This is a genomic window from uncultured Jatrophihabitans sp. (assembly GCF_964252635.1).
In the GTDB taxonomy this organism is placed as follows: Bacteria; Actinomycetota; Actinomycetes; order Mycobacteriales; family Jatrophihabitantaceae; genus Jatrophihabitans.
Map to the genome: position 1 here is coordinate 89,465 of NZ_CAXUNP010000011.1, position 12,847 is coordinate 102,311.

General features: G+C 69.9%; 11 protein-coding genes. All 11 read left to right on the forward strand.

Annotated elements, in window-relative coordinates; all coding sequences use genetic code 11:
* Window positions 1-223: 223 nt before the first annotated feature.
* A complete protein-coding gene (locus ACFFCA_RS07470) occupies window positions 224-529 on the forward strand; it encodes an HNH endonuclease (RefSeq protein ID WP_375483340.1) in 306 nt (101 codons plus the stop codon).
* A 65-nt stretch (window positions 530-594) separates the two neighbouring features.
* The gene (locus tag ACFFCA_RS07475) at window positions 595-1,083 is read left to right on the forward strand and encodes a hypothetical protein (RefSeq protein WP_375483342.1); all 489 of its coding nucleotides are present in this window, start codon (window positions 595-597) and stop codon (window positions 1,081-1,083) included.
* Between the two features lie 110 nt (window positions 1,084-1,193).
* On the forward strand, window positions 1,194-1,388 hold the full coding sequence (locus tag ACFFCA_RS07480; protein WP_375483344.1) for a hypothetical protein: 195 nt from the start codon (window positions 1,194-1,196) through the stop codon (window positions 1,386-1,388).
* A gap of 14 nt (window positions 1,389-1,402) precedes the next feature.
* Entirely contained in the window at window positions 1,403-1,780 is a 378-nt protein-coding gene (locus ACFFCA_RS07485) for a hypothetical protein (protein ID WP_375483346.1), read from the forward strand.
* 36 nt (window positions 1,781-1,816) lie between these two features.
* Window positions 1,817-7,006, forward strand: a complete 5,190-nt coding sequence (locus ACFFCA_RS07490) for a phage tail tip lysozyme (protein ID WP_375483348.1) — start codon at window positions 1,817-1,819, stop codon at window positions 7,004-7,006.
* A gap of 11 nt (window positions 7,007-7,017) precedes the next feature.
* Entirely contained in the window at window positions 7,018-9,495 is a 2,478-nt protein-coding gene (locus ACFFCA_RS07495) for a glycine-rich protein (RefSeq protein WP_375483350.1), read from the forward strand.
* Window positions 9,492-10,532 carry a hypothetical protein gene (locus tag ACFFCA_RS07500; RefSeq protein ID WP_375483352.1) on the forward strand — a complete coding sequence of 347 codons (1,041 nt, stop codon included), beginning with the start codon at window positions 9,492-9,494 and terminating at the stop codon, window positions 10,530-10,532. The genes ACFFCA_RS07495 and ACFFCA_RS07500 overlap by 4 nt, the downstream gene beginning before the upstream one ends.
* Window positions 10,533-10,625: 93 nt before the next feature.
* Window positions 10,626-11,039 (forward strand): hypothetical protein, encoded by a 414-nt coding sequence (locus ACFFCA_RS07505; RefSeq protein WP_375483354.1) that lies wholly within the window; start codon window positions 10,626-10,628, stop codon window positions 11,037-11,039.
* A gap of 1 nt (window position 11,040) precedes the next feature.
* Window positions 11,041-11,418 carry a hypothetical protein gene (locus ACFFCA_RS07510; RefSeq protein ID WP_375483356.1) on the forward strand — a complete coding sequence of 126 codons (378 nt, stop codon included), beginning with the start codon at window positions 11,041-11,043 and terminating at the stop codon, window positions 11,416-11,418.
* Window positions 11,405-11,767: a hypothetical protein gene (locus tag ACFFCA_RS07515; RefSeq protein WP_375483358.1), complete on the forward strand. Its 363-nt coding sequence runs from the start codon at window positions 11,405-11,407 to the stop codon at window positions 11,765-11,767. The genes ACFFCA_RS07510 and ACFFCA_RS07515 overlap by 14 nt, the downstream gene beginning before the upstream one ends.
* A 33-nt stretch (window positions 11,768-11,800) precedes the next feature.
* The coding region (locus tag ACFFCA_RS07520; protein WP_375483360.1) for a S8 family serine peptidase at window positions 11,801-12,847 on the forward strand (1,047 nt) is incomplete at its 3' end.

Genomic DNA, 12,847 nt, shown 5'->3' on the forward strand with positions numbered 1-12,847 from the left:
GACAGACCCTACGTGCAGCACGTCCGAATGCGAGCGCAAAGCTCAGATCGCAGGACGCTGCAAACTCTGCTACCACCGCGAATGGCGGGCGGCTCACCGGCCACCCAAGCCGAAGGTAATCGTGCCAGTGCTTGATCGCCTGGCGCGGCGCTCAGTCTGGCGCGGCGAATGTCTCGAGTGGACTGGTGCAACGAATCGAGGTGGCTACGGCATAGTCCATCTGTTGGATGCGCCGTCCGTATTGGTGCACCGTCTCGCGTGGATCGAGTTGCACGGTCAACCATCCGCCGAGACACCTAACGTGCTGCACCGCTGCGACAACCCGCCCTGCTGGCGCGACGACCACCTGTTTCTCGGAACCCAACCGGACAACGTCGCCGACATGGTCACCAAGGGCCGGCATGCCAACTCCCGCAAGACGCACTGCTCTCGCGGCCACAAGTACACCCCGCAGAACACCCGGGTCTACGACGGGCACCGCCGCTGCATCAAATGTTTCGGTCCAGGCGGATTTGCCCACGCGAGCTGACCCGGACGCCGATCCGGAGCATCACCCGCGACCCCATCACTGGTTCCTGAGCCGAAGAGAGTCCGATGAGCAACACGCGTAAGGCTGCGATCGCCGGTCAGCCGTCCATCACCACCACCGGGAAGCGGAAGCTGACCAGCAAGGACAAGAAACCGTTCACGATCGACGGTGACACCTACTACTTGCTGCGGCCGAAGTCGATCGTGCTGGGGCAGATCTCGAACCTGATCGACCCGTCGCGGCCGTGGGACGAGGGCGAGAACTACCGCGTGATCATGACCTACACCGGCACGATGGTGGGGTACATCGAGCAGACTCCCGCCGACCCCGACACGGGACGCCCGACTGGCCGTGAGTGGATCCAGCGGCGCCTGTCTGACCCGGAGGACGACCTCGACCTCGACGCGTTCGTGCCGCTCGTCACCCAGATTCTGCAGTCGTGGATGGACGACGCCCCCGAGGTGGGCGACGAGCGCCCTACTGGGTCGCCGGCCGCATCCTCGCCGCGGCCGGCCCGCTCGCGCTCCGGCGCATCTCGGGCCGGTACACGCTAGCCACCGGCGGCGACCTGCACGACCTGCCGCCGCGGCTGTTCTTCGACGCGGTCGAGTCGTGGATCAGGGAGCAGATTCAGACCGAGCAGCAGGCGGCGGAGTGGGAGCGGGTGCTGCAACGCCCGCACCTGTCGATCGTCCGCGCCGACCTGTCGGCGATCCTGCTGCGCGCGGCCGTCACGACGGCGGAGCAGATCGCCGCGCGTGTCGTCGACCCTGACCTCGGCGCGATCGCCCCGGCGCCGGCGGGGTGGAGCGACGACGAGCTGCTCGCCGAGTCAATGGCGGCGTTTGCCGGGGGCTGATAGAAGGGATTGTCATGGGTGAGAGCGAAGAGATCGGCGTGGTCATTGGTAGGGCCGTCGATCGACTCGTGGACGCGGGTCTGTGGGACGAGAAGCGCAGCGCGGATTACGAGGTACACAAAGAGGACGTGGTGCGAGCGAGAGCTCGGTTGAGGCGAGCTGGTGAGAAGCTCACTTCGAATCCGGGGAACCAACGGCTGGCATTACTGTGCGTGGCGGCTATTCGAGAAAACTTCCGGGCATTCGCCAACTTTCTTGAGACGGTGGGCGTGGACGGACTTGCTCGCCGGTATCGAGCCGCGGCACTGCTCGAGGATCGTGAGCTGGCCGCTGTCTGTAACGATCTCGACAGCTTGGAAATAGAGACAAACCCCAGGTTCGACCGCGGTTAGCTCGCCCGCCCGGACGCCGGTTCTGAGAATCGGCGCGTGACCAGCGGCGTAGTGGGCGGTGCGCGCGTCGTCATTACCGCGGACGTGGCTGCGTTTGGCCGCGAAGCTCGCGAGAGCGTCACCCCGGCGGTGAAGGCCCTGGGCACTGAGATCCAGAAGTCGCTGGACACGTGGCCCGCTATGTGGGGCCGCGCGGGCGCCGCCTCAGGAGAGGCGTTCGCCGAGGCCGCGGCGAAAACTGCCCTGGCGGGGATGAAGACCCTGGGCGTCGAGACCGTCGCGCAGCTGCGGGCCGTCACTGCCGCCACGGTGCAGGCCTCGGCGCAGCAGGCGGCCGCCACCGAGAGGGTCACGAAGTCCACGGAGCGGTCTACCCGCACGCGCACTACCGACGCGGACGCGGCGAAGGCGCAGGCTGACGCGAGCGCGCGGCTCAGCGGCGTCATGGGCGAGCTCGTCGGGGTGTCCGACCGGGTCGCTCAGGCGACGCTGCGTCAATCGGTCGCCCAGTCACGCGCCGCCGGGGAGACGGACGCCTCTTCGGTGGCCTACCGGCGTGCCGCGTCGGCGCAGGCAACTCTGATCGGGTCGTCCCGGTCCCTCGCCGCCGCGCAGAAGGAAGCGACTGCCTCGACGGGGCTGCTGTCCGGCCGGTTCGGCGGCCTCATCCGCTCAGCGGGCGAGCTGGGGCTGGTCGTCGGCGGGTTCGAGGCGGTCAAGAAGGCCATCGATATCGGCAAGGAGGCCGGCGACTTCCAGCAGAAGATGCTGCTGATCAAGACCAACGCGGGCGCGTCCGCCGCCGAGGTCAGCACCATGAGCAGCGCGGTGCTGAAGATGGCGGGCCCGCTCGCTACCGGCCCTGACGAGCTCGCCGACGCGCTGTACCACGTCGAGCAGAACGGGCTCCGCGGCAAAGACGCGCTCGACGCCCTCCGCGTCGGCGCCCAGGGCGCGAAGATCGGCATGGCCAGCGTCGAAGACACCACGAACACGATGACGATCGCGATGGCGTCCGGCATTCACGGTGTGCAGAACCTGCAGCAGGCGATGGGGTTCATGATCGCCACCGTCGGTACCGGCGACATGCGGCTCCGCGACCTGAATGAGGCGCTGTCCGGCGGTCTGTTGTCCACCGCCAAGGGCTTCGGGGCGTCGCTGCGCGACGTCGCCGCCGTGCTCGCCACCCTCGGTGACAATGGCATCCGAGGCGCGAACGCCGCGACCGCCGTAAGGCAGACCCTGATGGGGTTCGCGTTACCCGCGAAGGGCGGCGCTGCGGCGCTGCAGCAGGTGGGCCTGTCGATGACGAGCCTGCGCGACGCGATGCAGAAGCACGGCCTCGTGTACGCGATGAACGACCTCGAGCGGCACATGACGGCCGCCGGCGTCACCGGCAACAAGGTCGGCGGGTTCATCACGCAGGCGTTCGGGAAGCGGGCCGGCGCCGGTGTCGGCGTGCTGATGGGCGAGATCGACCGGCTCAACACCAAGTACGCCGAGGCGCAGAAGGGAGCGCAGAGCTTCGGCGCCCGGTGGGCCGCCACCACGAAGACGGCCAAGTTCCAGTTTCAGGAGCTGAGCGCCGGGTTCCAAGCTGACGCGGTCCGCATGGCGACCGCCGCGCTGCCCGTCGTCACCGTCATCGGTGGGCAGCTCGGCGGAGCGCTACACGACCTAATGCACGTCGCGAGCGAGGTCGGGTCCGCGCTCAAGCCCGTGTTCGTCGCCTTCGGCGGCGCGGCCGTCGGGGCGGCGTTCGCTCTGCACGGAATCGCGTCCGCGCTGTCCGCGATCGCGCCGGTGATCAAGGTGGTCGCCGCCGCCTGGGCCGGGCTGTTCCTGGGCCAGGTCGCCGCTCGAGCCGCGGTCGGCCTGATCTCACTCGTCGGGTCCGGGTTCGAGACGCTGCAGCTCAAGGCCGCGTACGCCCAGGACGCCATCTCGGCCGGGTGGGCCCGCATGGGGGGCTCGGCTACCGCGGCGGCCGCCGAGACGGGGGTCGCGGCCGCCAGCATCGGCGCCGAGGCCGAGGGCGCTGCGGCGACGGTCGCGGGTGCGGGCGAGGCGGCGGAGGCCGGGTGGGCTGGTCTGGCGGGCCCAATCGGCGCGGCCGCGCTCGGCGTGTTCGCGGTCATCTCGATGTTCCACAAGTCGGCCGGCGCCTCGAAGGAGGCGTCGAACGCGGTCAAGGCGTACAGCGACGTCCTGTCGAGCGCGCCGAGCCAGTCGGAACTGGTCGGCACGATCACCGACCAGCTCAAGAGCGACGGCGTCTCGAAGGAATTGATCGCCGTCAACCAGGGTCTTCGGACCGGTGCCATCACGGGCAAGCAGTTCGTCGAGGCAATCCAGTCCGGCGGCAAGCCGCTCGACCAGCTCCGCTCCCGCCTGCAGGGAGTGGTGAAGGACGGCACCGTCTGGGTCTCGGACACCAAGTCGGTCCTCACCCCGGCTGCGAAGGCGGCCGAGCAGGCGATCAAGCACCTCAACACCCAGTACAGCTCTCTCAGCGCCTCGGTCAAGAAGGAGTTCAACGACACAAAGGCGTTCGCGGGCACCGCCGCGGCGGTGCAGAAGACGACCGTCGCGACCCATCTCGGCACCGAAGCGGCGCAGCAATACGCGTCGATGGCGGGCTTCGTCGTCAGCAAGAACGGGATCGTCGCGGCCAGCCAGAGCGTCGTGAACGCCGCCGTGAACAACGTCGCACGGGCCTACAACACGGCCACCGCCAGCGGATCCGAGTTCCTCTCGGAGCTGCAGTCGTTCGCCAAGACGGCCGGCACCGCGGCGGACCGGGCGTCGCTGATCAGCGCGATTCTCAAGGCGAACGCGGGCGACGCGCTGTCCTACGCCTCCACCATGAATGCCGCCGCCACCGCGACGGCGCAGCTTGGCACCGACATCCGCAGCGCGGCGAAGAGCACTGGCAAGGGCGGCGAGTCGACCGGGACGTTCCTCCGCTCCATCGTCGACCTGAAGAACGGGACGATCAGCTACGGCAAGACGGCCGCCGCGCCGCTGATCTCGAACTTGCAGTCCATCCAGACGGCCGCGCTGAACGCCGCGTCCGGCACCTACCAGCACCTGCTGGCAACCCAGGGCGCTGGCCGCGCCTCGGCCGCCGCCGTCACCCAGTACAAGGGCGTCGAGAACAGCCTCGTCGCGCAGCTGCAGAAGCTGGGCCTGACGAAGGATGCCGCGCAGGCGCTCACGAACAAGTACCTCGGCGTCCCGTCACGCGTCCGCACACAGATTGAAGCCGCCGGCACCAACCCAGTCGTGACCGTCCTCAACAAGATCGGGACGCAGCTCGCCTACCTCACGGGTCACCCGTGGAACGCGACCGTTCACCTCGACGCCGACACCTCGGGCGCGCGCTCCAAGATCCTGGCGGTAGCCAACGGCTACTACCAGGCGACCGTCGTAGTCGACAACAACGGCATCCGCCGGCACGCGACGGGCGGCGCGATCCAGGGTGCGGGTACCGGCACGTCGGATAGCATCCTGGCGCGGTTGTCAAACGGTGAGCACGTGTGGACCGCGGCCGAAGTGCGGGATATCGGCGGCCAGGGCGCCATGTACCGGATGCGGAGCATGGCCCGCCGCGGCCTGCTCAGCTTTGCCTCTGGCGGCGCCGTGGGGAATTACACCGCGATCGCCCGCGAGCTCGCCGCGCTCGGTGCCACGAAGGCGGGAATCGCGGGGTTCCTCGGCAACACCCGCATCGAGTCCGGGGGCAGCTTGAACCCGTCCTCGGGTCCGGCGCACGGGCTGCAGCAGTGGCAGTTTGGTCGGTTCACCGAGCTCAAGGCGCTGGCCAGCCGCATGCACAAGTCGTGGACGTCGCAGGCCGTCCAGCTAGCGATGATCAAACGTGAGCTGACCGGCGGCTACAAGGGCACGCTCCACACTCTGCAGCACGCCACCAGCGCCCGCGCGGCCGCTGCCTACGTCGACCAGCACTATGAGGGCAGCGACGGGTCCGCGCGCCAGAAGCGTGAGTCGGCCGCCGCCGCGTTCCTGGGCCAGTTGAAGTCCGGGAAGCTGTCGAGCGGCCCGGTGACTGTCGGCGGCATCTCCTACGCCACGCAGCGCGCGGCGCAGAACGCGGTCGTGCGGGCCTACCAGAAGCTGGGCCAGGACATCCCCAAGTTCAACGCCACCCTCGGGAAGTCCGTCGCCACCATCACCGCCGCCGGCAACGCCCTGACCAAGGACCTCCGCACCCTCGGCGCGTCACGCAAGCAGCTCGCCGCCGTACACACCGACCTCGCGAAGCTCAACAGCGTCAGCCGGAACCGGGCGGGCCTGGCAGCGCGGCTCGGCACCCCAGCGAAGGCCGAGTCGGAGACGGCGTACCAGAAGCTGACCGACGCGATCAGCGCCTACTACGACGAGAAGTCGACCGTCACGCAGGCGCAGCTGCAGGGGTTCGACCCGCTGTCGGCCGGGCAGGGGTTCGGCGGGTTCTCTCTCGCGCAGTCGCAGACGGCGCTCGTCGGGCAGGCGTCGCTGCTCAGCCGCCGCAAGTCTCAGCTGGCGAAGCTGTCGAAGGAGGGGGTCACGGGCACGCTGTACAAGCAGCTCGCCGAGGGCGGCCCTGCCGCCGACTCGCTACTGACCGCGCTGGCGGGGGCGTCGAAGTCGCAGGTGTCGTCCTACCTGAAGTCGTTCAACTCGGTGCAGTCGCTGGCCGGCAGCGTCGGGTACACCGCGGCGCAGACGCTGAACGGCAAGCAGTGGAAGGCGGCTCAGGACCAGGTCAACCTGCTGAAACAGCAGATCGCCGGCGATGACCGCCGGTCGAAGACCCTGATCGTGCACATCGACCGGATCGCCGCGCGGGTGCGGGGCGCGGCGCATCACGCGGGCGGCGGCTGGTCCCGCGGGCCCGGCTCGTCGATCTCTGACTCGATCCTGGAGTGGCACTCCGACGGGGAGTTCACCGTCAACGCCCGCGACGCGCATCGCAACGCTCCGCTGCTCGAGGCGATGAACGCGGGTAAGACGCTCGACTTCGGCCGCACGATCCGCACCGCTCCTGTGAGCACCGCCGCCACCGCGGTCGACAACACCCCGCTGCTCGCCGAGATCAGCCGCAAGCTCGACATGCTCGCCGCCATCACCGGCATCGGCGCCGACGTCGTCGACAGCCTCAACCACGGTTCCCGCGGCGCCACCCTGCTGGGCCGCAGCCAGCCGGCCGGACGCCAGTACTGAGCATCTAGGGCGTGACCCTGCCCTGCACGTTCGACCGGTCGTCGCTGATCGTGGGGCCGTTCGACCTGCTCGACCCGACCTCGCCGGTGCGGCTCGCGACCGGCTGGGACCGCAGCGCAGCCGAACCGACCCTGTCGAGCATCCAGGCGTCGGTCCTCGACGGGGCCGCGGTGTACGGCGACGGCGCGGGGAACCGGTCACCCGCCATCCCCGTCATCGTGCACGGCGTCGACCGGGTCGACCTCGCGACCCAGGTGAACACGCTGCTGACCGCCGTGTCGTGCCGGTCGTGGGAGCTGACGTTCGTCCCTGCCGGCGGGATGCCTGTCATCTACGACTGCTACCGGGCGACCGTCACCATCACCTCCGCCGGGATCCGGCAGGAAGACGAGGGCCTGGCCCAGTCGCTGCAGATCACGTGCGCCGCGCTGCCGTTCGGCCGGTCACCGAACCCGCAGACCATCCCGCTGTCCGGAGAGTCGGTGCAGATCGCCGGGTTCAACGTCGAACCCCCGCCCGTCACCGCGACGGCGGACCCCGGTCTGGTGACGGCGGTCCACGCCGCACCCGTCCCCGCCTACGAGGGCACCGACTCGCTCGCGGTCAGCTACGTCGCCGAACCGACGGTCCTCACCGTCACCAACACGGACAGCATCTCGATCCCCGTCACGTTCCCGCCGTCGGCCGTCACGGTCCGGGTCCGCACGTCCGCGGCGCAGGCGGTGTCGGCGATCGGCGACTGGTGGCTGACGCTCATCACCGATCAAGGCACGTTCTCCGCGCCACAGTCGTCCGGCACCTCACCCGGCTCGGACACGTGGACCGCCGTCACGTTCGACATGTCCGCCGTGCCGGTCGGCGCGAACGTCACCGGCTGGGAACTCACCACCCCGCGGCTCGTACCGCGCGGCACATCGACGATCACCAAGACCTTCACCTACACAGGCGGGCCGCAGACTTTCACCGTCCCACCTGGCATCACCACGCTCGCCGCGACCGTCAAGGGCGCCGGTGGGGGCGGCAGCAGTGGCGGCGCTGGCGGGCGAGTAACCGGCACAATCCCAGTCTCACCAGGTCAACAGCTGAACGTATTGGCCGGCGGCGCCGGCGGCACTCCAACGACCTCAGCGGGCGGCGCAGGCGGCTACAACGGGGGCGGAGCGGGCGGCAACATGACGAGCGGCGCAGGCGGCTACGGCGGCGGCGGCTGCTCCAGCATCGCCGACGCCGTGTCCGGCAACCTGCTGGCCTGCGCGGGCGGCGGCGGCGGAGCCGGACGCAACCCCGTGTCGTCGGCGGGCGGCGGTGCTGGCGGCAGCACAATCGGCGCGTCCGGCGTCAACGGCACCAACGGAGCCCGAGCTGGCAGCGGCGGAACCCAAAGCGGAGGAGGCGCAGCAGGCGCAACCGGCGCCGGCCTGTCCGGTGCGGCAACCGCGGGCTCATCGATGCAAGGCGGTCACGGATCAGGCCACAACACGAGCGGCGCATTCTCGGGCGGCGGCGGTGGCGGCGGATGGTTTGGCGGCGGCGGTGGCGGTGGATCCTTGAACGGCCGGTCAGGCGGCGGCGGAGGCGGGTCGAACTACACCGACGCATCTCTGACCGGTAGCTCCAATACTCGCGGCGCTGGCGCGCCCAGCACCGCCCACGGCTCCGTCACCTTCACCTACAACACCACGTTTGCGGTCTACTTCGACGACCTGCGGATGTTCCCTGCGGCCGCTGCAGGCGTCACCGACGCCCAAGGCGGGGTGTACCTGCTGTCCGGGGTGCAGGGCACCGCACGCGCGCCCCTGAACCTGCAGCTCGCCAACGCAGGCGGCGCGTCCTACCGGTCATGGCTGGTTCACACCCCGCCGGTCGACGGGCTGACCGCCCAACCCCTCATCCCGCTCGCCGGCCAACCCTCCGGCGTCAGCTACACCACCGACCCGTCGGTCGACTACACCGGCACCTACAGCGTGTACGTCGCCACCGGAGCGACCGTCGGCGGCACCACCGGCACCCCCCGAATCGTCACCGTCACCATCGCCCAGGCCGGCCAGACCGCCACCGTGACCGCGCCGATCAGCGCGACCCCCAACACGCTGTTCTACCTCGGCGACGTCACGCTGCCGCTCGTCGCCTACCCGGCCGAATCGTCCGCCCCCGCCACCATCACCGCCACCTCCACACAAGGGTCGGACACGTTCAACGACGTGCTGCTGCTCGACACCCGCGGCCAAACCATCCTTGTCGACTCCACCGCCGCCGCCACCCCGAACAACTGGGTCGACGAACCCGACCCCACCGTCGCGCTCGGCGGCGTCTGGACCGGCACCGCCCCAGACCGCACCGACGCCCACTCCGTCGGCGCCAGCCTCACCCGCGCCGGGGTGCTGCTCGCCAACCCCGGCGACTCAGTCGTCATGCTGTTCTCCCCCGAGGGGGCGCTGCAGGGCAACGTCACCTACTACCCGAGGTGGCAGCAGGAAGCGACTTCGTGATCCGCGTCCGCGCCGCCACCCGCGACGGCACCGTCACCGCCTGGCTCGACCAGCTCGGACAGGTCGCGAACTGGCGCCACACCAAGAACAACCCCGGCGGCCCCACCTCCGCCGAGTTCGACTTCATCGCCCAACCCGACCTGCGGCACCCGTGCATGCAAGGCGGCGCGATGCTCGACGCCTACTCCGGCACGAAACGGGTGTGGCGCGGCCGGCTCGAGCAGCCCATCCCCGGCCTGCCGTGGCAATGCACCGGCACCGGCGCGGCCGCGCTCGCGAAGGACTACCAAGCCCACGCCACCAGCGGCAACATCTACGCCTCCATGAACACCACCGTCGACACCGCGATCGCCGACGGGCTGCCCTGGACCCGGCCCGCCACGCTGCTCAACCCCATCGGGGCCGGCGACTCCCTCTCTGCCAGCATCGACGGGCTCCTCGGCAGCATCGTGCAGCAAGGCCAGTACTGGAACCTCGACAACGACAGCCGCGTCACCACCAGCACGACGCCGCCGCCGGTGACGCTGCTGCTCGCCGCCACCGACCTGCCGGCCCGCACCCTAGACGGGTACGCCACCGCGATCGCCTACAGCTACACCGACGGGTCCAACACGTTCCACAACATCACCTACGCCACGGCCGCGTTGCGCGCCCGCTACGGCACCATCATGGACTCGGTCGACCTGTCCAGCCTCGGCGCGCTCACCTCCGCCCAGGCCCTGTCGGTCGCGCAAGCGCTGCTCGCCCGGCAGGCGGCGAACGGGCTGCCGTGGACGAGCGGGTTCACGATCCTCCCGGGCCAGCTGTACACCCTCGGCGGCGCCACCATCACCGACCTCGCGACCCTCGACGCGAACATCACCATCCGGGTCATCGACCTCACCCCGGGCGACGGATTCACGCCCACCTTCGACGTCCCCATCGGGCAGCTCGACTACGACGACACGACCGGCCAGGCCACCCTCACGCCCTACGCGGTCGCCGACGACAGCCTGCTCGCCAGCATCGCCCGCACGAAACACCTCGCCGGACTTTGATCACGGACGGAGGTTCTTACCGTGAACGTCATGGGCCGACTACACAGAATCGCCGACCCGATACGCCGATCAAACGCCTACTGGGCTCTCGTCGTGACCGGCATCGCGTTGATCCTCATCGGGTTCGGCGCGCCCTACCTGATCAGGGGACTCGGCGCGACCAGCGTCCCCGGCGCGTTCGCCTCCATCCAGCACCTACCAGGCGGGCAACACACCTACGGCGGCATCATGCTGGCCATCGGGCTGCTGCTCGCCCACGCAGTGTCACCCATGGCGCACCACCGGCCGATCTACTGGAACACCGTCATGGCGGCCCTGTTCCTCGCCGTCCTGTTCGCCGCGGCCGCGGTGATCGGGTTCGCGCTCTCGTGGGCCGCGACCGGCGTGCTGACCTGGGGCTCGATGATCTATTGGGCCACGGTGATGGGGTTCGCGTTCGCCTCCATCGTGCTGTCACCCGACCGAGAGGACATCGCCGTCCGACCCACGCCAACACAGATGCAGTGACGTGTGGCATGACGTCGCGCGCATCGTCGCCGAAGGCGGGGCCTCACCGACCCCGCTGCCGGCCCTCGGTGTCGTCACCGCGCTGCTACTCGCCATCGGGTCGTTCGTCGTCGCGGTCACCGGTCTGGTCAAGGTGCTGCCGAAGTTCCACCGCAACCAGCCCGTCACGACCCCCGCGCCCCCACCGATCGCGCTCAACAGCGACAGCGTCGACGCCGACGACGACTGGACCCCGCCGACCGACCTCACCGCCGCCATCCGGCAGATCCGCATGCTGCGCCGCCGCGTGAAAGCCCTCGAGGTGTTCTCCATCCGCGCGAAATACGACCCATCACGCATCGAGGACGGCCGGGAGGCGCTGACCGATGTCAAATTCTGACCTCGCGCTGCAGGCGCTGCGCGACGAGCTCGACGACCTGAGCAACCTCAAGGGGAAGTCGCCGCTGGTTGCCGAGACCCTCAGCGGCAAGTCGAAACGCAAGACGTTCTGGATGGTGATGTTCGCTGTCATCGTCATGCTGGCCGCGATTGGGTGCCTGCTGTTCTACTACCTGCTGGTGCACGTGCCGAGCGCGACGCACGTGCGGAATCAGCAGCACGACGACACGCAGCGCCAGATCCGGCAGCTGGTGTGCACCGTCATCCCGCCCGACGCCGGCAGTCCCGGCGCGCAGGCCGCGTACCGCCAGTACGACTGCGCCCACTTCACGATGCCGCGCACGCCGTAACCCGAGCGGACGGTGCTGCGGAGCATCAGCGCCGTGACCGCACGCAGCCTCGTCCGCCGCCCCCACGCCGCGACCGCCAGCCTCACCGCCAGCCAGGTCGCCCACGCCTACAACTACCCCACCGGGGTGACCGGCAAGGGCGTCACCGTCGGCCTCGTCGAGCTCGGTGGAGGGTACCGGCCATCGGACTTCCCGCACCTCAACCTGACCGCCGTTGCGGTCGACGGCGGGAAGAACGCCCTCGACGGCGTGAACGGCGCCGACGGTGAGGTGCAGCTCGACATCGAGGTCGCCTCGTCCGTCGCCCCCGGCGCCGCCTTCCGGGTGTACTTCGCCCCGAACACCGACGCGGGGTTCCTCGCCGCGATCAAGCAGGCCGCGGCCGAGTGCAACGTCGTCTCCATCTCCTGGGGCGGCCCGGAGACGTCCTGGTCGGCCGCCTCCCTCGACCAGTTCGACGCCGCGCTGGCCGCTGCCCGGGCCGCCGGCGTGATCGTGCTCGTCGCCGCGGGGGACTCCGGCTCCGACGACGGCACCAGCACCCCGACGGTCGACTTCCCCGCCTCGAGCCCCAACGTGATCGCCTGCGGCGGCACCCGCCTCACCGTCGACGCGAACGGGCAGCGGTCGACCGAGACGACCTGGGACGACGACGACACCACCTCCGCCACCGGTGGGGGAGTGTCGCGGCACTTCCCGGGCCGGCAGGTCCCCGACGTCGCCGGCAACGCCGACCCCACCACCGGCTACCAGGTCACGATCGACGGGCAACGGGCCGTCATCGGCGGCACCAGCGCGGTCGCACCGCTCTATGCCGGTCTCGTCGCGCTTCTGTCCGAGGCGATCGGGGAGCCGCTCGGGAAGCGCACCGACTTCCTGAACCTGCTGGCCACCAACCTCGGGGTGTTCTTCGACGTCACCGCCGGCGACAACGGCGCCTACCGGGCCGGCCCGGGCCGCGACAACGTCACCGGCTGGGGCGTCGTCGACGGCGGCAAGCTGCTCGCCGTCCTCAAGGACCAGGTCGCTGACCCCGCGCCCGTCCCGCCCACCGGCGGCACCCCGGCGCCGCCTTCCGGG

What these genes read in the sequence shown, in the direction of transcription:
- ACFFCA_RS07475 (WP_375483342.1), top strand. Translation starts at nt 595, where the DNA reads ATGAGCAACACGCGTAAGGCTGCGATCGCCGGTCAGCCGTCCATCACC.
- ACFFCA_RS07485 (WP_375483346.1), top strand. Translation starts at nt 1,403, where the DNA reads ATGGGTGAGAGCGAAGAGATCGGCGTGGTCATTGGTAGGGCCGTCGAT.
- ACFFCA_RS07515 (WP_375483358.1), top strand. Translation starts at nt 11,405, where the DNA reads ATGTCAAATTCTGACCTCGCGCTGCAGGCGCTGCGCGACGAGCTCGAC.